This window comes from Kluyvera genomosp. 3, assembly GCF_011765685.1.
GTDB lineage: Bacteria > Pseudomonadota > Gammaproteobacteria > Enterobacterales > Enterobacteriaceae > Kluyvera > Kluyvera georgiana_A.
The window spans coordinates 3,440,422-3,465,441 of sequence record NZ_CP050321.1 but is presented as its reverse complement, the minus strand read 5'-3'; the positions used below and the strand labels follow the sequence as shown (position 1 = coordinate 3,465,441).

19 protein-coding genes are annotated in these 25,020 nt (G+C 57.8%); 11 read left to right on the top strand and 8 right to left on the bottom strand.

Translation table 11 applies throughout. The features are described from left to right. Window positions 1-25: 25 nt before the first annotated feature. Window positions 26-2,392 carry a TIM-barrel domain-containing protein gene (locus GY169_RS16260; protein ID WP_167576342.1) on the bottom strand — a complete coding sequence of 789 codons (2,367 nt, stop codon included), beginning with the start codon at window positions 2,390-2,392 and terminating at the stop codon, window positions 26-28. A 14-nt stretch (window positions 2,393-2,406) separates the two neighbouring features. Next, a complete protein-coding gene (locus GY169_RS16255) occupies window positions 2,407-3,708 on the bottom strand; it encodes an MFS transporter (protein WP_167576341.1) in 1,302 nt (433 codons plus the stop codon). A gap of 298 nt (window positions 3,709-4,006) precedes the next feature. Here GY169_RS16255 and GY169_RS16250 point away from each other — a divergent pair, with 298 nt between their 5' ends. Next, window positions 4,007-5,110, top strand: a complete 1,104-nt coding sequence (locus GY169_RS16250) for a LacI family DNA-binding transcriptional regulator (RefSeq protein WP_167576340.1) — start codon at window positions 4,007-4,009, stop codon at window positions 5,108-5,110. Here the strand turns inward: GY169_RS16250 and GY169_RS16245 are convergent. From GY169_RS16245 to GY169_RS16230, 4 genes are all read right to left on the bottom strand, one after another. Beyond that, a complete protein-coding gene (locus tag GY169_RS16245; RefSeq protein WP_167576339.1) occupies window positions 5,077-6,342 on the bottom strand; it encodes a DUF1479 domain-containing protein in 1,266 nt (421 codons plus the stop codon). The genes GY169_RS16250 and GY169_RS16245 overlap by 34 nt on opposite strands. Window positions 6,343-6,553: 211 nt before the next feature. Next, entirely contained in the window at window positions 6,554-7,363 is an 810-nt protein-coding gene (locus tag GY169_RS16240; RefSeq protein ID WP_167576338.1) for a Cof-type HAD-IIB family hydrolase, read from the bottom strand. A gap of 222 nt (window positions 7,364-7,585) precedes the next feature. Next, window positions 7,586-10,018 carry a formate C-acetyltransferase/glycerol dehydratase family glycyl radical enzyme gene (locus tag GY169_RS16235; protein WP_167576337.1) on the bottom strand — a complete coding sequence of 811 codons (2,433 nt, stop codon included), beginning with the start codon at window positions 10,016-10,018 and terminating at the stop codon, window positions 7,586-7,588. A 5-nt stretch (window positions 10,019-10,023) separates the two neighbouring features. After that, complete coding sequence (locus tag GY169_RS16230; RefSeq protein ID WP_167576336.1) at window positions 10,024-10,926, bottom strand: glycyl-radical enzyme activating protein; 903 nt, start codon at window positions 10,924-10,926, stop codon at window positions 10,024-10,026. Window positions 10,927-11,059: 133 nt separating this feature from the next. Here GY169_RS16230 and fsa point away from each other — a divergent pair, with 133 nt between their 5' ends. Further along, a complete protein-coding gene (gene fsa / locus GY169_RS16225) occupies window positions 11,060-11,722 on the top strand; it encodes a fructose-6-phosphate aldolase (protein WP_167576335.1) in 663 nt (220 codons plus the stop codon). A gap of 63 nt (window positions 11,723-11,785) precedes the next feature. Here the strand turns inward: fsa and moeB are convergent, their stop codons facing one another. Both moeB and moeA read right to left on the bottom strand, forming a co-directional pair. Continuing rightward, complete coding sequence (gene moeB, locus GY169_RS16220) at window positions 11,786-12,547, bottom strand: molybdopterin-synthase adenylyltransferase MoeB (protein ID WP_167576334.1); 762 nt, start codon at window positions 12,545-12,547, stop codon at window positions 11,786-11,788. Next, window positions 12,547-13,782 (bottom strand): molybdopterin molybdotransferase MoeA, encoded by a 1,236-nt coding sequence (moeA, locus tag GY169_RS16215; RefSeq protein ID WP_167576333.1) that lies wholly within the window; start codon window positions 13,780-13,782, stop codon window positions 12,547-12,549. Before moeA ends, moeB begins: the two co-directional genes overlap by 1 nt. Window positions 13,783-13,960: 178 nt before the next feature. Between moeA and iaaA the strand changes: the two genes are divergently transcribed. From iaaA to mngB, 9 genes are all read left to right on the top strand, one after another. Next, on the top strand, window positions 13,961-14,899 hold the full coding sequence (gene iaaA / locus GY169_RS16210; protein ID WP_167576332.1) for a beta-aspartyl-peptidase: 939 nt from the start codon (window positions 13,961-13,963) through the stop codon (window positions 14,897-14,899). Between the two features lie 11 nt (window positions 14,900-14,910). After that, window positions 14,911-16,770, top strand: coding sequence for a glutathione ABC transporter ATP-binding protein GsiA (gene gsiA / locus GY169_RS16205; protein WP_167576331.1), 1,860 nt, complete (start codon window positions 14,911-14,913; stop codon window positions 16,768-16,770). A gap of 23 nt (window positions 16,771-16,793) precedes the next feature. Continuing rightward, window positions 16,794-18,332 (top strand): glutathione ABC transporter substrate-binding protein GsiB, encoded by a 1,539-nt coding sequence (gene gsiB / locus GY169_RS16200; RefSeq protein ID WP_163447023.1) that lies wholly within the window; start codon window positions 16,794-16,796, stop codon window positions 18,330-18,332. 52 nt (window positions 18,333-18,384) lie between these two features. Further along, window positions 18,385-19,305: a glutathione ABC transporter permease GsiC gene (gene gsiC / locus GY169_RS16195; RefSeq protein WP_064548521.1), complete on the top strand. Its 921-nt coding sequence runs from the start codon at window positions 18,385-18,387 to the stop codon at window positions 19,303-19,305. A gap of 1 nt (window position 19,306) precedes the next feature. After that, window positions 19,307-20,218 (top strand): glutathione ABC transporter permease GsiD, encoded by a 912-nt coding sequence (gene gsiD / locus GY169_RS16190; RefSeq protein WP_167576330.1) that lies wholly within the window; start codon window positions 19,307-19,309, stop codon window positions 20,216-20,218. Between the two features lie 222 nt (window positions 20,219-20,440). Further along, window positions 20,441-20,902, top strand: a complete 462-nt coding sequence (locus GY169_RS16185; RefSeq protein ID WP_064548525.1) for a PTS sugar transporter subunit IIA — start codon at window positions 20,441-20,443, stop codon at window positions 20,900-20,902. Further along, window positions 20,899-21,222 (top strand): PTS fructose transporter subunit IIB, encoded by a 324-nt coding sequence (locus GY169_RS16180; RefSeq protein WP_167576329.1) that lies wholly within the window; start codon window positions 20,899-20,901, stop codon window positions 21,220-21,222. Before GY169_RS16185 ends, GY169_RS16180 begins: the two co-directional genes overlap by 4 nt. A 30-nt stretch (window positions 21,223-21,252) precedes the next feature. Then, window positions 21,253-22,347 (top strand): PTS fructose transporter subunit IIC, encoded by a 1,095-nt coding sequence (locus GY169_RS16175; protein ID WP_223882111.1) that lies wholly within the window; start codon window positions 21,253-21,255, stop codon window positions 22,345-22,347. A 29-nt stretch (window positions 22,348-22,376) separates the two neighbouring features. After that, a complete protein-coding gene (gene mngB, locus GY169_RS16170; RefSeq protein ID WP_167576327.1) occupies window positions 22,377-25,010 on the top strand; it encodes a mannosylglycerate hydrolase in 2,634 nt (877 codons plus the stop codon). Window positions 25,011-25,020 lie beyond the last annotated feature (10 nt).

Sequence of the window (25,020 nt, the reverse complement as noted above, 5' to 3'; positions counted from 1 at the left end):
GTGGGGAGAGGGTCGGGGTGAGGGGTTATCCTCGTACCCACTCGCTTTTCTCTTCGCCGTTAATCAACAGCTGACGTTTTTCTCCTTCTGGCAGCGTCACTTTTAACGCTTCCCATGCCGGGCGATAATCGCCGCGTGCGTTCACCTTCAGGTCAATCGTCCTGGCGGTGCAGACCATCTCCCACTCCAGCCACAGCGCGTTACCTTCTTTGTAGCCCCACGACTCGCCGTCATCCTCAAACAGCAGGCCCGAAGAGCGGCCGATTCCTTTAACCGGGAACAGCTTCAGCTCACGCGAGGTATCTTCTTCTGCTTTCACGTAGGTAATACGTTCGCTCAGCGGTAGGCCTGCGCCCGCGCGGACCAGCAGCGGCAGTTTCTCCAGCGGCGCATCGACGACAATCGACTGTCCGCCGCTGTACCACGCGCCGGTGTAGAAATCGTACCAGCCGGTTTCGTTGTCCGGCAGCCAGACGCGGCGTTCGCGCTCGCCGGCTTCCACCACGCTGGCGACCAGAATATCGCGGCCCAGCAGGAAGTCATCGCACTCTTCAAACGTCTGCGCATCGTGTTCGTGATCAAGGAAAGTCGGACGCAGCATCGGCTCGTCGTCGGCATGCGCCTGCCATAGCAGCGTGTAGAGATACGGCAGCAGACGGTAGCGCAGCTCAATCGCGCTGCGAATCGCCGGGGTCACGCCAGGATACATCCAGGGTTCGTTCACCGTGTGGTCGTCGTTCCATGAGTGGATGGTAAAGCGCGGATGCATTACACCGTTCTGTACCCAGCGGACAAACAGCTCCGGGTCCGGTTTGTCGCCGGAGAAGCCGCCGACATCATGGCCCAGGTTGTACAGACCGGACAGGCTCATCCCCAGCCCCATGCGGATGTTGTAGCGCAGCGTGTCCCAGTTAGTGCGGTTATCGCCGCTCCAGGTCTGCACGTAGCGCTGCATCCCGGCGCAGCCGGAACGGGAGATCAGATACGGGCGCTTGTTCGGCGCAAAGCGCTCCTGCGCTTCCATTGATGCGCGGATCATCAGCAGCGGCATCACCGGGCGAATATGCTTAATCGCAATCTCATCGCCAAAGCCGTGACAGCGCGCTTCACCGTCCCATACTTCAAACTCGTTGTTATCGTTCCAGGTGGAATCGATACCCATCTCCAGCAGCTGTGTAGTGACGCCCTCCTGCCACCAGGCCACGGTTTGCGGATTGGTAAAATCGAGGTGCGAACCTTCATCGTCCCAGAAGCTGGAACGCTCCGGACCGTCGCTTTCCGAGTCGCGAATAAACAGCGCTTTCTCCGCCACCTCGTTGTAACGCGGGTGATCCTGCAACAAGCATGGCTTGATGTTAGCCGCCAGATGTAGACCTGCATCATGGAACGCCTGGCTCATGACCTTTGGCTGCGGCACTTTGTCGTAGTTCCAGTTGAAGACGTAGCGCTTGCCGTTAATGGAGGTATAGCCGGAAGAGAGCTGGAACGAATCGCACGGGATAGCATGCTCGTCGCACAGACGAATAAAGTTCATCAGCTGATTTTGCGCGTCCGGCGCGTCGGTGTAGTGCATGGTTGAGCCGCTGTAACCCAGGCTCCATTTCGGCCCGAACAGCGTTTTACCGGTCAGGCGTACGAAGGCTTTGGTGACATCCAGCACGCGTTCGCCGGTAAACAGGTAGTAATCGATATCACCGGCTTCTGCCTGCCAGCGGCGATAAGCGGTGTGGTAGTTGTCGATCTCGTTGCCTAAATCCAGCCAGCAGCTGCTGAGGTTGTCGTAAAACAGCCCGAAGCTGATGTCATCACGGCGGGTAATGGTGAACGGAATGTGTTTGTACAGCGGGTCAGTGCTGGCCGCGTTGTAGCCCATCGCATCCAGGTTACGCATCTCGTAGCGCTTGCCGTTACGCTGCAAATCACCGGCTTTATCCCCCAGGCCATAAAAACGCTCGTCCTTACGGCGGCTCTGGTAGTGCGCCACGCCATCGCCGTGGGCATTCACCAGATAGGCGCTGGTCGGACGGTCGTTGACCAGCGGCTGCCACTCGCCTTCGGCGTTGCGGTAGTGCCACTCCAGCCACAGCGGCTGGTGGACGGTGACGCGCAGCGACTGAGTGGCGATAATCACGCTATCGTCCTGTTGGTTTAGCGTCCAGGCAGGCAGGCTAAAACCGCTGAGATCCTCACGGCTGCGGCCCTCCCAGGGGACGTCCTGCTCGGGGGCGATACTCCAGGTGCGGTCCAGCGCCAGTTCGCCTTTGCGTTTCAACAGTACGCGGAACAGATTCTCCTCCAGCACATACAGACACAGCGTGTGCTGGCCGTCGACCAGCAGCTCGACGTGGTGGGAAGACTGTTTTTGTAGGGTCCAGTTTTTCAGCGTTTTCATATTTACATCCACTATCAGGCGCGTTTCGCGCGGCGTTCAGCAATAAATGCGACCAGGAAGACGGCGCCAATCAGGTCGAAGAAACCCATGGCGACAAACAGCGGGTTGAAACCGATTTTGTCGGCAGTCACCCCAATAATCAGTGAGAACAGGAAGCTCGCAATCCATGCGGCGGAACCACGCATGCCGTTAACGGTCGCCATCTGGCCTTTGTCGAACGATTCAACAACCAGTGCGCTCAGCATGCAGGAGATGATCTGGTGGCCAAAGCCGCCAATCGACATCAGCACCACGGCGATGATCGGATCTTTCGTCACCGCCACGACGGCAAGTGACACCATCAGGAATGCCCCGGTGACGGAACTGGCCACGGTCGAGTTGACGCGTGAGCAGCCGAACAGGCGTACATAGAGGCGGGTTAAATAGCCGCTCGCGACGCTGCCGAGGTCGGCGGCCAGGAAGGGCAGCCAGGCGAACAGGGCGATCTGCTTGAGATCCATGTTGTACTGCTTGGCAAAATAGAGCGGCATCCAGAAGCTAAACACGGCCCATGCCGGTTCCGCCATAAAGGCCGGGATAGCGATACCGTAGAAGCGTTTGTTTTTACCCACGGTTTTCAGCGCGGTCAGGAATGGCAGCTTCACCGGCGGCGCTTCGTTATCCTGACGGATATAGTCCAGCTCGGCTTTGCCCAGGTTCGGGTGTTTATCCGGGTTGTGGTAGAACGCCCACCACAGTACGACCCATGCGAGCGCCAGAATACCGGTAAACATGAACGCGCCCTGCCAGCCAAAAGAGGCGTGGGCAAAATAGATGATTGGCGGTGCCAGCATCGCGCCAATCGAGAAACCCACACCAGCCCAACCCGCTGCTACCGGGCGTTCCGATTTCGGGAACCACTCGCCGATGGTTTTGGCGTTGGCTGGGGTAGCCGCTGCTTCCGCGCCGCCCATAAAGAAGCGCAGCAGCGCCAGATGCAGCCAGTTACCGGCACCGGCGTGCAGTAAACAGGCCAGTGCCCACAGGCTGGCGCAGATCATAAAGCCCAGCTTCAGGCCAATAACGTCAATCAGCCAGCCGCACAATGGCTGGAAGAGGGTATAGGCGATCTGGAAAGCGCCGACGATCCAGGAATATTGCTCGGTAGTGATCCCGAGGCTGTCTTTCAGCTCTGGTGCCAGGATCCCCAGCGAGTTACGGGTGATGTAGTTGACGGTGACGCCGAGTAAAAAAAGCACCAGCATCCACCAGCGCAGATTTTTGACAACGCGGCGAGTTTTGCTGGTTGTTATTTCATTATTGATGCCCTGACTCATAGGGATCTCCACAGGATGATGTCAGAAACGGTGGGCAACTACGTGGGGAGTTGTCACACCACTTTTGGTAAGATTTTGATATTTATCAATTTTGTTGTTATTCACTTCCACCGTTCTTGTATGGAAGTTGTTCTACCAATTCACCTTAGAAGACATAAAAGGTTGGGAAAAGCGGGTTTTGTGCACGTTTTTTCATGAATGACTGATATACATTACGTATACGTCTTTCATGCCTTGCCAAATAAGGCATTTTTGCCATGAAAATTCTTTCATTTTCGAATTAGAGACAGATCACAAAATGGAAAAGAAGCTGAAAATCGCCGAGATTGCTGCCCGAACCGGGCTGTCTGCCAGCACCGTTTCGCGCGTGCTGGCGGGTAAAGCGAATACCAGCGCTCGCGCCCGCGAGCAGGTGTTGACCTGCGCGCGTGAGCTTGGGGTGATGGACGGTATGGCGGCAGGAAGGATGTTGCTCAATAGCCTGATTGTCTTTGCGCCGCCGCGGGCGTTCGATGAGCGGTCCGACATCTTTTACTACCGTGTGATCCAGAGCATCAGTAAAGCGCTCTCGCCACACGAGGTGCGTTTGCGCTACTGCGCGCTGGAGGAGAACGACAGCGATCCTACGTTGTTTTTGTCGCGCATGAACGAAGCGGAGACGCAGGCGGCCATTCTGCTGGGCATTGACGATCCGCATATTCACGATCTTGCCGCCGATCTCGCGAAGCCCTGTGTGTTGATTAACTGCCGCGATGAACGCATGCGTCTGCCGGCCATTGCGCCGGATCATCGGATGATTGGCGCTTTCGCCGCGCGTTACCTGTTTGAAATGGGCCATCGGGAGGTCATGAACGTCATGTGTCTGCGCCGTTACACCATGGAACAGCGACTGGCGGGCATTAAAGAGGCGTGGCGTCAGCACAACCTTGAGTTTCAGCACGAGCGCGACCTGCTGAATATCAGCAGCTTTAGCGCCAAAGTTGCTGAGGAAAAGGTTGGCGCGTGGCTGGATGCGCTCGATGGCCGGCCATTGCCGACGGCCTTCCTGGTGGGCGGTGATTTTATGGCGGCAGGGACCGTTAACGCCCTGCGCCAGCGCGGGCTGCGGGTGCCGCAGGATGTTTCGGTCATGAGTATCGACGGCTTCAACCTGGCGGCCATTGAGGACGTGCCGCTCACCGCGGTTCACGTGCCTCGCGATGAACTGGGCATTGAGGCGGTGCAGATGCTGCAACAGCGGCTGATTCGCCCCGACGCGCCGGTAGGATCGTTACTGCTGCACGGGCGATTGGCGGTTCGGGAATCGGTGCGGCGGGTGCGCCCCGGAAAAGGGCACACCGCCGTTGAACGGGAAGGGTTGTACGATAATCAGGCGTCGATGCCCAGCGCACGTTTGCCGTGAATATTGAGGTCGGCGAGCGTAAAGCGGCCCTGCCAGTCGGCTTCGTAGTCTTCACGCGGGAAGTCGCCCGGCGATGCGCCGCGTTCTAATGCCGCTTTCACCTTGTGGGCGTAAGCGAGATTTTTTTCGCACATTGGCGCGGCGGGGATGTACATCACGTTCCCCCAGCCTTGCTGATTCTCCACCGGCGCCACCGAGTGGATCACGTCGCAGTGCCACCACACCGAATCACCGGCCTCCAGCGCCGGAATAGAGGTCAGTGCGCTTATCAGCAACGGGTGCCATTTCTCGGAGATCGGCAGCACTTTCCCTGGCGCTACGCCGCAGAGTTCGTCCTCCGGTACGTCATCGAGCAGCGGGCGCAGCAGCACATAGGCCATCGCTTCCGGAATCGGCACCACGTGCAGCAGCCCCTGATCCGGGATCATGTCCGACAGCGCCGTCCAGCCCTGGAAGGTGCGGAACACCGAGCATTTGGTGGTGTTATCCACGGTGTACTCTTCCACGTCAGTACGGTGCGCGGCGTTCCACGGATCGTACTGCTCAACGTTACCGTTAAAGACGCTGGCGAACACCTGTTGATAAGCCGGAAGTAGCCAGCGTTCCAGCGCGCCAGAATCGGTATGTGCTCCGAGTCCTTTGGAGGTGGTGCCCGGTGGGCGGCGGCGGATACGGTCCGGATAAATGACGCTGATATCCGGGTTAAACCACTGCTTACCCTCGCTTTCCACTTTCCAGAGGCGGTTGAGGAACGATTGGGCCTGCGCCATCTCTTCACTCTGACGCGCCTGCATTTGCGCCTGCGACCAGTAAATCGGGTAGATTTCCGGACGTGAGGCATCAAGTGATCCGAAAAAGCTATCGCCTGGCCCCTTATATACGTCATCGAAATGGTTGCGATCGAGGTAGTCGAGCATTGAACGATCCCAAGCCAGCGCTTGTTCACGCGGGAAGTGACCTTTAATCACCGCACATCCGCGGCGCTTCACCTCGGCGCGGGTGGCTTCGCTAATGTTGCCCGCCGCCAGATCGGCAAAGGGAATGATTGGCCACACCGGCTGTCCCTGCGCCTTCAGGGCGTTAATTTCCGCAACCCGCGCTTCAATGGTGGCGCTCAGACGGTCGAACACCGCCTGGACGTCGCCAATCTGCGCGCGTAGCGTTTGTTTCATCTGGCGAATGGCCGCTTTCGGGTCGGCAGGGAGGGTTTCGTGGGTAAAGGTAATCGTCATATCAACCTCGCAATCTTTCATTCGAAAGTAAAATGCATTACAGGTGATACTTTAAGTTAAAATAAAGTTAATGCAAGTTTAAATTCTTGCGTTAGATCACGAAGAGAAAGGAAGATGAATACGTAGGCCGGATAAGGCAACGCCGCCATCCGGCAATGTACACGGAGGCGCCTGATGGCGCTGCGCTTATCAGGCCTGCAAAGGAAGAGAATTAGAAGGGGGCGGTGCCGTCCAGCACGGACTGAATGACGTTCAGCGCACCGTCGTGGTTGTTGTCGTCGGTCCGGTAGTCCGCAATGGCCTTAATGCTGTCGACCGCGTTGCCCATGGCGAAGGAATATTTCACCAGCTTGAGCATCTCGGCGTCGTTGCCGCTATCGCCAATTGCCACGCACTGTTGCGGTGAAAGCTGCCAGCGCTTCAGCAGACGACTGATGCCGTTGGCTTTGTGCAGGCCGGGAATGATGAGATCGACAAAGCCGAAGCCGCTGGTGACGGGCTTCATAATGCCGTCGAGGGAGACGTGCAGCTTATCAATCAGATCGGGAATATCGCTGTCCGGGAGGTTCAGGGAGAATTTGAACATCTTATCGTCGACGTCGTGGAAGTTCGCCACGCGCTTTAAGCGGTAGTAGTGTTTGGACATCAGTTCGACCAGCGCATCTGGCGCGCTGTCGCTGATATAAGCACTTTCCAGACCGCAGGCGACGAAATACATCTGCGGATCTTTCAGCAGTTCGCCAATCACCGTCTGATACTCATGTTTCGTGAGCTCACCGTGGAAAAGCTGCTGCCCGTGCTCGTACACCAGCGCGCCGTTTTCCGCGACATAAGAGATGCGATCCCGAATTTCAGGAAAGAAGGTAATCAGCTGGTAATACTGGTTGCCGCTGGCGACAACGAACTCAATACCACGTGCTTGAAGCTGTTCAAACTGCGCCAGAAACCGCGAACGGTCGTAGGTCTTGGCGTCATTAAGAAAAGTTCCGTCCATATCGGTGACGATAACTTTAACGGTCATACGGGATGCTCCTGGTGTAACTTCGGCCAGAAACAATTTAATTACAATGTGAGATAAAGCACAAATTTATTTCATTTGAAAGAAAGGCGGTGGGTCGCTGTGCGCGTTGGACCCTCACCCCGGCCCTCTCCCTGGAAGGGAGAGGGGGGATTGACCAACGGCGCCGATCGGTTCCCTCTCCCCTGAGGGGAGAGGGTTAGGGTGAGGGGGAAATGCGCCGACTTACAGCGTATGCTCAGTACGCGCAATAATATCGTCCTGCGCATCCGGCGACAGCGCGGTAAAGAACGCCGAATACCCCGCCACGCGCACCACCAAATCACGGTACTGATCCGGATGTTTTTTCGCTTCCAGCAGCGTTTCGCGCGACACGATGTTGTACTGAATATGCCAGCCTTTGTGCACTTCGAAGAAGGTACGCAGCAGCGCCATCAGCTTTTGCTTGTCGCTTTCGTTTTCCAGCGTCGCCGGGTTCAGCTTCTGGTTCAGCAGCACGCCGCCGAGAATCGCCGAGGTCGGCAGCTTCCCGACGGAGCTAATCACCGCCGTTGGGCCAAGATGGTCGGTACCGGAAGCCGGGCTGGCGCCTTCAGCAAGCGGGGTTTTCGCTTTACGGCCGTCCGGGGTTGCCATGGTCTGCGCGCCAAACGGCACGTTCGCTGAAATGGAAGACGTACCCGCGTAATAGTTGCCGCCGATCGGGCCGCGACCGTAACGTGGGTTGTGATACTGCTTCAGTTCGTCGATATAGGTCTGATAGGCGCGGGCCAACAGGGCGTCGACGCTGTCATCATCGTTGCCGTACTTCGGCGCGCCGTTAATCAAACGCTGACGTAGCTGCTCGTGGGTCAGTCCTTCGTAGTCTTCCGCCAGCGCTTTTGCCAGCTCCTGCTGACCAATCAGCCCCTGATCGAAGACCAGTTTTTTCACTGCCGCCAGACTGTTGCCGAGGTTGGCGATCCCCACCTGCAGGCCGGAAACCCAGTCGTACTTCGCGCCGCCCTGTTTAATGCTTTTCGCCCGCTCAATGCAGTCGTCGACCAGCGCCGAGCACAGAATATCGTGCACGTTCTCTTCCAGCATGGTGTCGACCACGTATTCAATCTCAATGGATTTACGGGTGTAGTAACGAATCTGGCTATCCCAGTCGGCCAGCATCTGCTCGAAGTTGGCGAAGTTACCCTGCGACAGCGCGTGTTCCTGCGGCAGGAACACCTGGCCGCTGGTGGCATCGCGACCGCCTTCCATCGCGGCCAGCATCACGCGGGCAAAGTTGATAAAGCTCATCCCGGTGCAGCGGTAGCCCCATTTACCGCCAACGGCGGTTTCAATACAGCCGATAGCCGCATAATCATAGGCATCCTGAGGTTCAACGCCCAGTTTGATAAATTCTGGAATCACGATCTCATCGTTGTTGAATGCCGGCATGCCAAAGCCGCAGCGAATGACCTGCACGCAGGCGTCGAGGAAGTCGTTGCTCATCCCGGCGTGATAGCGCACGCTCAGGTTTGGCTGCGTGGAACGCAGGCGGCCGCAGGATTCGAGAATCGCGTATGAGAGCGGGTTGACCGCGTCCTGCGCTTCGCCGTTGACCAGCTTCTGGCCGCCGATGGTCACGTTCTGATACAGCGGGCTACCGGCAGAGGCCTTGGAGTGCGAGCCGGAGCGAATTTTGTTCACTTCCAGCAGCTTCAGCCAGCAGCTGTGCAGCAGTTCGATAGCGTGTTCGCGATCCAACGACTGTTCCAGCTCAACGTCGCGGCGGTAGTACGGATACAGATACTGGTCCATACGGGCGAACGACACCGAGTGACCGTTGGACTCAATTTGCAGAATCAGCTGGATGAAGTAGCACAGCTGCAGCGCCTGCCAGAAGGTTTTCGGCGGCTGATGGGCAATCACATCGCAGTTTTCGGCGATCGCCAGCAACTCGTCGCGGCGGTTTTCGCGAGACTCTTCGGCGGCCATTTTGCGCGCCAGCTCGGCGAAACGCACAATGTGCAGGCTCACAGCTTCCAGTACGATATCAATGGCTTTCAGGAACTGCTCACCGTGCAGGTCTTCCAGTACGGTCAGGTTAATGCGGGTACGACGCTCGGCGACTTTGGCGCGCATGCCATCGAGGCCTTTTTCCAGCAGCAGCGGGTAGTTCACCGCCAGGTGGGCGTCGCCGGAGGTCATATTACCTTCGGCTTTAATAATGCCGGTGGCCAGCAGCGCTTTCTGTTCATCGGTAAACATACCGTAGCAGCGGTCTTGCACAGTCTGACCACGCCACCATGGGCACACTTCATGCAGTACGCGTTTGTTCTCTTCGCTCACCGCAAATCCGGCGCCGGGGCGGTCGGCCAGGTCGTCGATCTCTTTTTCAATCCAGCTGACGGTATATTCCGGGAAAATGGGCGCGGCGCGCACTTCGCTTGCCTGGTTACCGACAATCAGTTCGTCATGTTTAATCCAGATGGTGCGTTCCGCCAGATGGTGGGCCAGCGCCAGCGCGCGGCGTACCGGAATCGGTTTATCCAGATGCTGCTGGTACGCTTCGGTATAGTGGCGTGCGCGTTCGGTGCAGACCGGCGGCTTAACAATATGTACCAGCGCGGTTTTGTGAGCTTTGATACGGTCGGTCAGTTTGTCGAGAGTCAGAGTGGTCATGGTTTTTATCCTCGTAGTGTCGCCGTTAACCCTTTTTCGCGGGCGTACTGCTGGGCAAAATCCAGCAGCGCCGGGTCGTTCAGCGGCTTGTCGGGTGCAAAGTAGGGAAGGCCGAGCAGGGTATATTTGTTGATACCCAACGTGTGATACGGCAGAAAATGAATGTCGCGCACGCCCGGCATCTCGTCGGCGGCAAAATCAGCAATCGCTTTGATGGAGTTTTCATCGGCATTAAAGCCCTGAATCAGCGGTACGCGCAGCGTGATCTGTTTTCCTGCGGCGGCCAGTCGCTTCAGATTGTCGAGCACGCGTTTAGCCGAACCGTCGGTCCACTGCTTGAAGCGTGCTTCGTCTACGTGCTTCAGGTCAGCGAGGAACAGGTCGATATAGGGTAGCGCGGGTTCCAGGTAGCGCCATGGCACATGCAGGCAGGTTTCTACCGCCGTGTGGATGCCCTGATCATGGGCGCTTTTCAACAGTTCCAGCGCCAGTTCCGGGTTCATAAACGGTTCGCCGCCGGAGAGCGTCATACCGCCGCCGCTGCGATCGTAAAACGGTTTATCGCGCAGCACGGTGGCCATAATTTCTTCGGCGCTTTTCTTTTCGCCGCAGACGGTCAGCGCCTGAGTCGGGCAGCAGTCGGTCAGCGCATCAAGCTGCGTTTGATCGAGCTTTTCCCGATGAATAACCAGACCGTTAAGCGCACGTTCAATAACCGATGGCGCGGCCTGCTGGCAAAGATCGCAACCGTCGAGGCACAGGCGCGGATCGAACAACAGATCCTGTTTGTGCGCGCGGCTCTCCGGGTTCTGGCACCAGCGACAGCCGAGTGAACAGCCTTTCAGGAAAACCACGGTACGGATACCGGGACCATCGTGGGTGGAATAGCGCTGAATGTTGAAAATCATATGCTGCCCTCATCTTTCGTATAAAGATTAAAATACTTTCGAATGAAAGTTATCTTGATGTGCGTCAACTTAAGAAGAGGTTTTGCTGTGGTAAGGTTATTCCATGCTAAACATCACGGTTTAAGGAATCATCATGGAACTCTATCTCGACACCTCTGACGTGGCGGCAGTTAAAAAGCTGGCGCGTGTTTTCCCGCTGGCGGGCGTGACTACCAACCCAAGCATTGTGGCGGCAGGTAAAAAACCGCTGGATGTGCTGTTGCCGGAACTGCTGGAAGCGATGGGCGGTAAAGGCCGTTTATTTGCCCAGGTGATGGCGACAACCGCCGACGGCATGGTGGCGGACGCGCATAAGCTGCGGGCGATTATTCCGGACCTGGTGGTCAAAGTGCCGGTGACGGCGGAAGGGCTGGCGGCCATTAAATTGCTCAAAGAAGAGGGAATTCCGACGCTGGGCACCGCCGTTTACGGCGCAGCGCAGGGTCTGCTGTCGGCGCTGGCGGGGGCAGAATATGTCGCGCCTTACGTTAACCGCGTCGATGCGCAGGGAGGAAATGGTATTCAGACCGTGTGTGAATTACAGGATCTGCTGACTCTGCATGCGCCACAGTCGAAGGTACTTGCAGCGAGCTTTAAGACTCCGCGTCAGGCGCTGGACTGCCTGCTGGCAGGCTGCCAGTCGATTACCCTGCCGCTGGACGTCGCGCAGCAGCTGATCAGCTATCCGGCGGTGGATGCCGCAGTGGCGAAGTTTGAGCAGGACTGGCAAACGGCGTTTGGTCGTACGTCGCTGTAATACTCTCTCTATTGGCACGATCGGTTCCCTCTCCCCATCGGGGAGAGGGTTAGGGTGAGGGGGTTACGCCGAAGCCTCCCCGCACACCTCGCACGTCGGGCTACGCATCAGCTTCATCTCGCGGAACTGGCAGCGCATCGCGTCATACATCACGATTTTCCCCGCCGCAGGCGTACCGTAGTGGGTCAGCACCTTAATCGCTTCCATCGCCTGCATGGCGCCAATCACCCCAACCAGCGGGGCCATCACGCCCGCTTCCACGCAGGTGAGGGCATTCTCGCCGAACAGACGGCTCAGGCAGCGGTAGCACGGCTCGCCTTCCTGATACGTAAACACCGAAATTTGCCCTTCCATGCGAATCGCCGCGCCGGAAACCAGCGGGACTTTATGCCGGAAGCAGCCCACATTCAGCTGGTTACGAATGGTGACGTTATCGGTACAGTCGAGCACTAAATCATGTTCCGCAATTAGCGCCCATAGCGCCGCTTCTTCCAGCAATGCGTTGTGGGTGACCAGCGTGACGTGTGGGTTAATGCGCGCCAGCGCGTCGCGGGCGGAGTCGACTTTTGGCTGACCGATAGTGGCGTCGCTATGCAGCGTCTGGCGTTGCAGGTTAGAGAGCGCCACGGTGTCAAAATCAAGCAGGGTGAGTTGGCCAACTCCCGCGGCGGCCAGATATTGCGCCGCCGCGCAGCCCAGCCCACCCAAACCGACAACCAGCACACGCGATGCCTTTAACTGCTCCTGGCCGTCAAAATCAAAATCCCGCAGGATGATTTGCCGGTTGTAGCGCAGCATCTCGGCATCGCTGAGTTCGGCGGCCATTACAGGCCTCCCAGCAGATGGTTAAAGGGCTCAACCTCTACCCATTCGCCAGCTTCGACGTGGCCGCGCTCACGCTCCAGCACGATAAAGCAGTTGCCCTGGCTGAAGGAGCTAAAAATGTGCGAGCCCTGATGACCGGTAGTGGACACGGTAAGGTCGCCGTTGGCGTCGCGGGTCAGCAGACCGCGCTGGAAGTCGAGGCGGCCTGGGGATTTTTTCAGCCGATCGGTAGTTCGCACGCGCAGGCGCGGAGCCTGCGTGGCGTTGCTGCCCGCACTCAGTTTGGCCAACAACGGCTGCACCAGTTGATAGAAGGTGAGCGCTGCGGAGACCGGGTTACCCGGCAGACCGCAGAACCAGCTGTGGCTTAACTTACCGAAGGCGAACGGCTTGCCCGGTTTGATGGCGAGCTTCCAGAAGCTGATTTCACCCAGCTCGTCGAGAATCGTTTTGGTGTAGTCCGCTTCGCCCACGGAAACGCCGCCGGAGCTAATGACCACGTCCGCCTGCTGGTCGGCCTGAATAAAGGTCTGGCGCAGCTGTTCCGGGTCATCGCGGATAATCCCGAGGTTAATCACCTCGCAGCCCAACTGTTCGAGCATCAGATGCACCGCCAGGCGGTTGGTGTCGTAGATTTGCCCATCGCCCAACGGCTGGCCCGGTAGCTGGAGTTCGTCACCGGTGGAGAACAGGGCGACGCGCACTTTACGCACCACGTTCACCTCGGCAATGCCGAGAGACGCCAGCACTGGCAGCTCGGCGACGGTGAGGCGGGTACCCGCCGGGAAAACCACCGCGCCGTTGGCGATGTCTTCGCCGCGACGGCGAATATTCTGCCCCGGCTTCACCGGCGCGGTGAAACGGATACCGGCGTCGGTCTGCTCGGTCTCTTCCTGCATCACTACCGCCTCACAGCCTGCGGGAATCGGCGCACCGGTCATAATGCGCACGCAGCTTCCGGCAGGCCATTCTCCGTGGAACGGTTGCCCGGCAAAGGCTTTACCCGCTACTGTCAACGGCGTTTGCGCCGCGAGGTCGGCGAGGCGCACCGCGTAGCCATCCATCGCCGAATTATCAAAACCCGGCACGTCCAATGGAGAGATGACATCGCCTGCGGTAATACGGCCAAAGGCCTGTAACAGCGGCACCGACTCGCTTTCACGAAGCGGGCTAATCTGCTCAAGCATCTGGGCGAGCGCGGTATCAAGCGGTATCAGTCCGGCGGTAAAATCCATGGGTAAACTCCTGCGGGAAACGTTCGAATCCGCACATTATGGCAGAAAACCCCCGCAGACTGTATGCCACCTGTGGTGTACCCTGACATTTCCGGACGCTCTTTCTATATTCAAAATTGATATAGGAACAGAGTCACTATAATGATATTTATAAATAAAATGACGTAAGGGATAACGAATGGGTAAGGCAGTCATTGCGATTCATGGCGGAGCAGGGGCGATAAGCCGCCAGCAGATGTCAGCGGAAAAAGAGCGCGAATATGTCACCGCGCTGTCCGGCATTGTCGAGCATGCGCAGGGGATGCTGGAGTCCGGCGCCAGCGCGCTGGATACGGTGACCGAAGCGGTTCGTCAGTTGGAGGAGTGCCCGCTGTTTAACGCCGGGATCGGCTCGGTGTTTACCGCTGATGAAACGCATGAACTTGACGCCTGCGTGATGGACGGCAATTCGCTGCAGGCGGGCGCCGTCGCTGGGGTAAAGCGCCTGCGTAACCCGGTACTGGCGGCCAGGCTGGTGCTGGAAAATAGCCCGCACGTGATGTTGATTGGCGAAGGGGCAGAGGCTTTTGCTCAGGCGCAGGGCGTCGAGCTGGTCGAGAATTCGCTGTTCTCCACCGACGCGCGTTTTCAGCAGCTTATCGAGGCTCGCAGCAACGGCGAGTTTATTCTCGACCACGACGCGCCGCTTGATGAACGGCAGAAGATGGGCACCGTCGGCGCGGTGGCATTAGATCTCAACGGCAATCTTGCCGCGGCGACGTCGACCGGCGGCATGACCAACAAGTTGCCAGGGCGGGTGGGCGATAGCCCACTGGTCGGCGCGGGATGCTATGCCAACAACGCCAGCGTAGCCGTCTCCTGTACCGGCACCGGCGAGGTATTTATCCGCATGCTGGCGGCTTACGATATTGCCGCGCTAATGGAATACGGCAATCTCAGCCTGCTGGAAGCCTGCGAACGGGTGGTGATGGAAAAACTGCCCGCGCTGGGCGGCAGCGGTGGTCTGATTGCTATCGATCGCGAGGGCAACGTCGTGCTGCCGTTTAACAGCGAGGGGATGTATCGCGCCTGGGCCTATGCCGGGGATACGCCTACGATTGGCATTTATCGCGAATAGAAGGAGTCACCGTGCCGCATTCCGACGAGCTTGATGTCACGCAGGTGCTGAGTATTCAGAATCTGAACGTCGCGTTTCGCCAGGACAAGCAGTCCGTGCGCGCCGTGCATCAACTCTCTTTTCATCTGAACCGGGGAGAGACGCTGGCGATTGTCGGTGAGTCCGGTTCGGGCAAGTCCGTGACGGCGCTGGCGCTGATGCGGCTGCTGGAACAGTCCAACAGCCAGATGCAGTGCGACCAAATGCTGCTGCGGCGGCGCAATCGCGAAGTGATCGAACTGCAGGAACAAACGCCCGCGCAGATGCGCAGCGTGCGCGGCGCCGACATCGCGATGATTTTTCAGGAACCGATGACGTCGCTTAACCCGGTGTTTACCATCGGCGAGCAGATTGCCGAGTCTATCCGCCTGCATCAGGGGCTGGGCCGCGAAGAGGCGCTGATTGAGGCGAAAAAAACGCTCGATAAAGTGCGCATTCCTGAGGCGCAGACCATGCTGTCGCGCTACCCGCACCAGCTTTCCGGCGGTATGCGTCAGCGGGTGATGATCGCGATGGCGCTGTCATGCCGCCCGGCGGTGCTGATTGCCGATGAGCCGACGACCGCGTTGGACGTCACGATTCAGGCGCAAATTCTCCAGCTTATCAACGTGCTGCAACAAGAGATGTCGATGGGGGTGATTTTTATCACCCACGATATGGGCGTCGTCGCGGAAATCGCCGACCGGGTGCTGGTGATGCATCAGGGGGAGGTGGTGGAGACCGGTAGCGTTGAGGCTATCTTTAACGCGCCGCAACATCCGTATACCCGTCGTCTGCTGGCGGCGGTTCCCCGGCTGGGGACGATGCGCGGCAGCGACTATCCGCGCAGTTTCCCTGAACTCAACGCGCCGGAGATTGAGCCTCAGCAGCAAAAAACGGTGGTGGAGGGCAAGCCGATTCTTCAGGTGCGTAACCTGGTGGCGCGCTTTCCGCTACGCGGCGGCGTGCTTAACCGCGTCACCCGTGAAGTGCATGCGGTGGAAAATGTCAGCTTTGACCTGTGGGGCGGCGAAACATTGGCGCTGGTGGGCGAATCTGGCTGTGGCAAATCCACGACCGGGCGTGCGCTGCTGCGGTTAGTAGAATCGCAGAAGGGCACGATTACCTTCAACGGCGAGCGTATCGATCTGCTCTCCGCTCACCAGCTTCAGCCGCTGCGCCGTGATATTCAGATAATCTTCCAGGACCCTTACGCTTCACTCGATCCGCGCCATACGGTTGGCTTTTCGATCATGGAGCCGCTGCGCGTGCACGGGGTGCTGCAAGGCGAAGCGCTCCAGCAGCGAGTTGAATGGCTTTTGCAGCGCGTCGGATTGGAGCCGGAACACGCCTGGCGTTATCCGCACGAGTTTTCTGGCGGCCAGCGCCAGCGTATCTGCATTGCCCGTGCGCTGGCCTTGCAACCGAAGGTGGTGATTGCCGATGAATCGGTGTCGGCGCTCGATGTTTCCATTCGCGCACAGATTATCAACCTGCTGCTGTCGTTGCAGCGGGAGATGGGCATCGCTTTTCTGTTTATTTCCCATGATATGGCGGTGGTGGAACGCATCAGCCATCGCGTGGCGGTGATGTACCGCGGGAGAATTGTGGAGATTGGCCCGCGACGCGCAATTTTTGAAAATCCGCAGCATCCTTATACCCGCAAGCTGCTGGCCGCCGTGCCGGTGGCCGATCCGGCGCACAAACGTCCGCAGCGCGTGCTGTTGTCGGATGAGCTGCCGGGCAATATCTACAGACGGGGCGAAGAGGTAGAACCGATCAGTTTGCAACAGGTGGCGCCGGGGCACTATGTGGCCCGCGAACCGGCAAGCAGTGCGCTGATAAATCGATAATAAAACCATAGGCAGGGGACAACATGACACAACGCGTTTCACGTAAATGGCTGGTTGCACTGGGGGTGGCTTCAGCGCTGGCCTCCGCTTCCTCGTTCGCGGCCAAAGATGTGGTGGTGGCGGTAGGCTCCAACTTCACCACCCTCGATCCGTATGACGCTAACGACACGCTGTCGCAGGCGGTGGCGAAATCCTTCTATCAGGGGCTGTTCGGCCTGGATAAAGAGATGAAGCTGAAGAACGTGCTGGCGGAAAGCTACACGGTGTCGGACGATGGCAAAGTCTATACCGTCAAGCTGCGCCAGGGCGTCAAATTCCAGGATGGCACTGATTTCAACGCCGAGGCGGTGAAGGTCAACCTCGATCGCGCCAGCAACCCAGAAAGCCACCTCAAGCGCTATAACCTGTACAAGAACATTGATAAGACCGAAGTTGTCGATCCGCAGACGGTGAAAATCACCCTCAAGCAGCCGTTCTCGGCGTTTATCAATATTCTCGCCCACCCGGCAACGGCGATGATCTCGCCAGCGGCGCTGAAAAAATACGGTAACGAGATTGGCTTCCATCCGGTAGGGACCGGGCCGTACCAGCTGGATACCTGGAATCAGACCGACTTCGTGAAGGTCAGCAAGTTCGCCAATTACTGGCAAAAAGGGCTGCCGAAGCTGGACTCCATTACCTGGCGTCCGGTGGTCGACAACAATACCCGCGCGGCGATGCTGCAAACCGGTGAAGCGCAGTTTGCCTTCCCGATCCCTTACGAGCAGGCGGCGCTGCTGGCGAAAAACAGCCAGCTTGAGCTGGTGGCCAGCCCGTCAATCATGCAGCGCTACATCAGCATGAACGTGACGCAAAAACCGTTCGACAACCCAAAGGTACGCGAAGCCATCAACTACGCGATTAACCGTCAGGCGCTGGTCAAGGTCGCCTTTGCGGGTTACGCGACACCGGCTACCGGCGTCGTGCCGCCGTCGATTGCCTACGCAACGCAATATCAACCGTGGCCGTACGACCCTGCGAAAGCCCGTGAACTGCTGAAAGAGGCGGGTTACCCGAACGGCTTTAGCACCACGCTGTGGTCATCGCATAATCACAGCACCGCGCAGAAGGTGCTGCAGTTTACCCAGCAGCAGCTGGCGCAAATTGGCATTAAAGCGCAGGTCACCGCGATGGACGCCGGGCAGCGTGCGGCGGAAGTGGAAGGCAAGGGGCAGAAAGAGAGCGGTGTGAGAATGTTCTACACCGGCTGGTCGGCCTCGACCGGTGAAGCCGACTGGGCGCTGTCGCCGCTGTTTGCCTCCTCAAACTGGCCGCCAACGCAGTTTAACACCGCGTTCTACGGCAACCCTCAAGTCGATAAAGACCTCAGCGCGGCGCTGCAAACCACCGACAGCAACGAAAAAGCGCGGCTGTATAAGGCGGTTCAGGATACTATCTGGAAAGAGTCGCCGTGGGTGCCGCTGGTGGTGGAGAAACTGGTATCAGCGCACAGCAAGTCGTTGACCGGATTCTATATTATGCCGGATACCGGGTTTAGCTTTGACGACGCGGATTTGAAGTAAGCGACGTTTCCCTGCCTCATGAAGGGGCAGGGAGTCATCGGCAAGGAGAGTCATGCTCAACTATGTGATTAAACGCCTGCTCGGCCTGATCCCCACGCTGTTTATCGTGGCGGTGCTGGTGTTTTTGTTTGTCCACATGCTGCCCGGTGACCCGGCCCGGCTGATTGCTGGCCCGGAGGCAGACGCGCAGGTGATTGCCATGGTGCGCCAACAGCTGGGGTTGGATCAGCCGCTGTACGTGCAGTTCTGGCATTACATTAGCCATGCCGTGCAGGGCGATTTTGGCACGTCGATGGTTTCCCGTCGTCCGGTATCGGAAGAGATTGCCAGCCGCTTTTTCCCCACGCTGTGGCTGACGCTCGCCAGCATGGGCTGGGCGGTATTGTTCGGCATGGGCGCGGGCATTGCCGCCGCCGTCTGGCGCAACCGCTGGCCGGACCGCCTGGGCATGGCGCTGGCGGTGACCGGTATTTCGTTCCCGGCCTTTGCCCTCGGGATGCTGCTGATGCAGATTTTCTCCGTCGAACTGGGCTGGCTGCCGACCGTGGGCGCCGACAGCTGGCGACACTATATTTTGCCTTCATTAACGCTGGGCGCCGCCGTCGCTTCGGTAATGGCACGCTTCACCCGCGCCTCGTTCGTTGACGTGCTGAATGAGGACTATATGCGTACCGCGCGCGCCAAAGGCGTCAGCGAAAAGGTGGTGGTGCTCAAACACGGGCTGCGTAACGCGATGATCCCGGTGGTCACCATGATGGGGCTGCAGTTTGGCTTTCTGCTCGGCGGCTCGATCGTGGTCGAAAAGGTGTTTAACTGGCCGGGGCTGGGACGCCTGCTGGTCGATTCGGTGGAAATGCGTGACTACCCGGTGATTCAGGCCGAGGTGCTGCTGTTTTCGCTGGAGTTTATTCTTATCAACTTAGTGGTGGACGTGCTTTACGCCGCCATTAACCCGGCTATCAGGTATAAATAACGTGCGATTATTCAACTGGCGTCGACAGGCTGTTCTGAGCGCCATGCCGGTAATGCAGGCAGCCTCGCAGCCCACGCCGTGGCGGGAGTTCTGGCGGCGCTTTCGCCAGCAACCGGTGGCGATGGTTTCGGGCATTTTCGTTCTGCTGCTGATTGCGGTGGCGGTGGTCGCGCCGTGGATTGCGCCTTTCGATGCGGAAAACTATTTTGACTACGACAGGCTAAATCAAGGGCCGTCGCTGATTCACTGGTTCGGCGTGGATTCGCTGGGGCGCGATATTTTCAGTCGCGTGCTGGTTGGTGCGCAGATCTCGCTGACCGCAGGTGTCTTCGCGGTGCTGATGGGTTCGCTTATCGGCACCGTGCTGGGGCTGGTGGCGGGCTACTACGAAGGCTGGTGGGATCGCATCATCATGCGTATCTGCGACGTGCTGTTCGCCTTTCCCGGCATTTTGCTGGCCATCGCGGTGGTGGCGATTATGGGCAGCGGCATGACCAACGTGATTATCGCCGTGGCGATTTTCTCCGTCCCGGCATTTGCCCGTCTGGTGCGCGGCAATACGCTGGTTCTCAAGCAACAGACCTTTATCGAGTCGGCGCGCAGCATTGGCGCCAGCGACAGCGCGATCATTTTCCAGCATATTCTGCCGGGCACCGTATCGTCGATTGTGGTCTATTTTACCATGCGTATTGGCGTGTCGATTATCTCTGCCGCCAGCCTGTCGTTCCTCGGCCTGGGGGCGCAGCCGCCAACGCCGGAATGGGGGGCGATGCTCAATGAAGCGCGTGCTGATATGGTGATTGCGCCGCACGTTGCGGTCTTCCCGGCGCTGGCCATTTTCCTGACGGTGCTGGCGTTTAACCTGCTGGGCGATGGGCTGCGCGACGCGCTGGATCCGAAGCTGAAAGGGTAATCTCTCTATTTCTTCCCGTAGCCCGGCCGAGCATAGCGATGCCGGGCAAACCTGTTTCCCATCACAAATCGCGGCATTTTTTTGACTCCGCTCGCTTTTTTCCCCTCGTGATAAAGAACGCGTTTCCTCCTGCGGGCGGAAAACGGCGCTCAGTTTGCGTGCACCAGAAAGCCTAGTATTGACGCAATCTAATCGGGAATAAACGCATGGAGAGGTAGGTCAATGCTCATTGCTCGGGACAACATTTTTCTCAACCAGACTTTCGCCGATAAGCAGTCTATTTTCCGTTTTTTGGCCCACCATGCCGTGGCGCAGGGCTGGGCCGAAAGCGCAGCGCAAATTGAAGCCGATCTGTGGGAGCGAGAGAAGCAATACTCCACCGGTTTTGAGAACCAGATAGCCATTCCTCACGCCAAAACCGCCAACGTCTCCCGGGCCGGGGTGATTTTTATCCGCCTGCAGCAGCCGATTCCCTGGGAAAGCCTCGACGGTCAGCCGGTACAGATTATTTTCGGCCTGCTGGTGCCGGAATCCGGCGCGCAGTTTTTGCATTTAAAAATCATCAATAGCCTTGCCAGCCAAATTGTTGAAGACGAATTCAGAGCCTATTTATTCGCCGCCAACGATGAAGACGAGTTGTTTCACTTTATGCAGTCACGCATCGAAATAAAGGAGCAGATATGAATATTGTGGGAGTGACTTCCTGTATTGCCGGTCTGGCCCATACGCCGATGGCCGCTAAATCGCTGGAAAAAGAGGGGGCGCGTCTCGGGCATCGGGTCAATATTGAGCAGCAGGGGGCGCTGGGCATTATGGACCGCCTTTCCGAGCAGGATATTGCCGACGCTGATTTTGTGCTGATTGCCGCCGACCGCGCCATTGAAGAAGAAGAACGGTTTGCGGGAAAAACCATTATTCGGGTCAAGATTGGGCAATGCGTCAGCCATGCGGCCGACGTGATTATCAAATGCGTTTCGGCCGTTGAGGCGCGCCGCAATCAATAAAACAGAGATGGTGATGTCATGAAAAAGATAATGATAGACATAAAAAACCATTTAATGACCGGGATTTCCTACGCTTTACCGGTCATTATTGCCGGTTCACTGATGGTGGCCGTGGCCAAGATTATTGGCCTGATTGTCGGCGAACCTAACCTGGACGCTTTTGCCAAAAGCGATGGGTTAATGAACTGGCTGTACCTGACTCAGGATGTGGGCTTCAAAATTATCGGCCTGATGAACTACGTGCTTGGCGCGTATGTGGCCTTTTCGATCGCCGGGAAAAAAGGGCTGGCAGCCGGTTTTACCGCCGGGCTGATTGCATCGATGACCGGCTCCGGCTTCCTTGGCGCGGTGCTGGGCGGGCTGCTGGCGGGCTATTCGTCGGAGTGGATCGGGAGCAAAATTCGTATTACCGGCTCGGCGTCCAGCTCCGTCCCGCTGATTATTCTGCCGTTTATCACCGTGGGGTTACAGGTGGTGATCATGCTGCTGTTGCTTGGCGATGTGCTGAGCTGGATTAATGCCGCCCTGATGGGCTGGGTACAGCAGATGACCGAGGATGGCACCAGCACCGTCATGCTGGCGGCGGTACTCGGGGGAATGATCTGTTTTGATCTTGGGGGGCCGGTCAACAAAGCCGCCTGGGGTACCGCCAACGTGCTGTTCCTGAGCGGCGTCTACCTGCCTGCGATTCTGGTCAACGTGGCCATTATTATCCCGCCGCTCGGCTATGCCGCCGCGCGATTCCTGCGTCCCCATAACTTTAACCAGACGCTGAAAGAAGCCGGTAACGGCGCGGTCATTATGGGCATTCTCGGTATTTCCGAGGGCGCGATCCCTTTCACGCTGCGTAACCCCGCAAGGCTTATCCCGATTAACGTACTGGCCGGTGCGCTGGGCGCAATGACCGTGGCGCTGTTCAAAGCCTATCCGATCATGCCGCCGCTGGGCGGGCTGTACGGTGGTTTCACCGTCGGCCATCCGTGGGCCTATTTTCTTGGCGCGCTGGTAGGAACCGCAGTCATCGCCATCGGCGCCAATCTGCTGGTGAATTTTAACGACGAATCAGCTGAAGAAAACGCCGCTGCGCCAGCGGTCAGAGAAGAGATTGACATTAAGTTTGATTAATCGGCTCAGGCCGCAGAAGGGAGGGTGGGATGAAAGAGAAAGTAGTGCATGTTTACAGCCATACTCACTGGGATCAGGAGTGGTATTTTACCTCGTCACGTTCGCGTATTTATTTGTTAAATCACGTGAAGAATGTGCTGCGCGTGCTGGAGAATAACCCCGATTTCTCCTGTTACCTCCTCGATGCGCAAAGCGCCTTAATTGAGAGCTACCTGCAATGGGCGCCGGAAGATAAGGATCGTCTAGGTGCCCTGATCGCGGCGAAGCGTCTGCTGACCGGGCCGTGGTACACGCAAACCGATCAGCTGGTGATTCACCAGGAATCGGTGGTGCGTAACCTGTGGTATGGAATGAAAATCGCCAAAGAGACGGGCGGCTGCATGGCGCTGGGTTATGTGCCCGACTGCTTTGGCCAGGGCGGCAATATGCCGCAAATATACCGCCAGTTCGGCATTCACCATGCGCTGTTCTGGCGCGGAATTGCCGACAATACGCTGCATGAGACGGAATTCTGCTGGCAGGGCGACAACGGCGATACGGTGTTTGCCGTGCAGATGCCCTGGGGATACCACTACGGCGGCCTGCTGGATGAAACGCCGGATAGCCTGACGACATTTTTGAACGAAAAAATGAGGCCAATTGAAGCGCGCAGCGCCCGTGCCAACCTGCTGTATCCGCATGGTTTTGACCAGGCGCCGATCCGCGAGAATTTGCCGGAACTGGTGCGTCAGTTCAACGCCTGCGACAACCAGCGTCATTACCAAATCAGTAGCCCGCTCGACTTTATTACCGCACTGGAACAGGAGGCGGGCGCAGACGTTCGCGTCCTGAAGGGAGAGTTGACGGAGGGGAAACACTCAAGGGTACATAAAACCATCTTTTCGTGCCGGGCTGACCTGAAGCAGATGAATAACGATATCGAAGCGCTGCTGGTTAATACGCTGGAGCCGGTGCTGGCGATTGGCCGTAGCCTGGGGCATGACTATCCGGCTCGGGTGATGGCCGATATCTGGAAGCTGATGTTTTTCAATGCCGCGCATGACAGCATCGGCGGCTGCAATAGCGACGACACGAACCGGGATATTGCCGCCCGCTATAAGCAGGCGCGCGATCTCGCCAGCAACCTGCTGGAGCTTCATACCCGGCAGATTGCGATGCGTACGCCGCGCGAACACGATTATTGCTTTACGGTATTTAATCCGTTGACCGTGGCGGCGACGCCGCAGATAACCTTTGAAGCCTGGCTGCCGGGCGTGCCTTTTACGCTGCGTGATGCGACAGGGCGCGCGCTGCCGTACGTGATTGAAGAGCAGACGGAACTGACCGATTATGTGCTTAATCAGACCATCCGGCTTAACCCGGGCAAACCGTACCATAAACCGCAGCAGGTTTACCGCAGCAAGGTAACGGTAAACAGCAGCGCGCTGCCTGCCTTGGGTTACACAAGTTGGCATCTGGATTTTAGCGCCGACGGAGAGAGCCAGCGGCAGCGCGATACGCGACCATTTATTGAAAATGAACACTATCGTGTTGATGTTGAAGAAAATGGCCTGCTGACGATCGCTGAGAAAGCCAGCGGTAAGCGCTATGCGCGGCAAATGCTGTTGGTCGAGAACGGTGATGACGGCGACTCCTATAACTATTCGCCGCCGCGTGAAGATCTGGCCGTGACCTCGGAAGGACATCTCACCGCAGTGTCGCGGGAATGCAGCGATGTACGGCAGGCGTTGAGCCTTAACTATCGGATGCCGGTACCCGTCGATCTTGAGGCGCGCGCTCGTGGCGAGCTTGATGGCGTCATGCCTGTGACGGTACAGGTTACGTTGCGACAGGATACGCTCATTCACTTTACCGTCGAGGTGGAAAACCGGGTGCGGAGTCATCGCCTGTGCGTGCATTTTGCCACCGATATTCTGGCTCATATCTCCTGTGCCGATCAGCTGTTTGGCGCGGTCACGCGCCCTGTACAGCTCAGCGACGCGCTGCGGGTATGGGAAGATGAAGGCTGGCACGAGAAGCCTGTCGCTATCGAGCCCATGCAGAGCTACGTTAACCTGCATGATGATAGTCACGGTTTTACTCTGTACACCAACGGCGTGCGCGAGTATGAAATCGTCGGCGATCGTTTTGATACCATTGCCGTCACCCTGTTCCGCTCTTTCGGCTACATGGGAAAAACCAATCTGCTCTATCGTCCGGGGCGAGCATCGGGTGAAACGGTCGTGGCAACGCCGGATGCCCAACTGATGGGAACGCTCCGCTTTAATTTTAGCTGGCGTATTTATCAGGGACGGTTTGATGATGCCCGGCACGCGCAGATCTCAAAAGCGCTACTGACTGCGTTCCCGGTGTATCAGGACAGCGATTTCCTCAACGGTCGCCTGCGTTTTTGCCTGAGTGATGAAAAGCGCACTTATCCATTGGAGCACAGCGTGCTGGCGCTGCCTGATGGCCCGCAGGATGCCCAGTTGAGCGTGGTCAAATGCGCTGAAAACGGCAATGGGCTGGTGTGCCGTTTCTATAACCCAAATCTGGCGGCGTCGGTAGCGATTCCCGCGTTGGAAAACGCGCATTGCGTGCTGCTGGATGAGCAAACGCCAGCGCCGGAGAGACGCATGCTGAAGCCAAACGATGTGCAGACGCTCTATATCGAGATCGGCTGAAGAGGGAAAG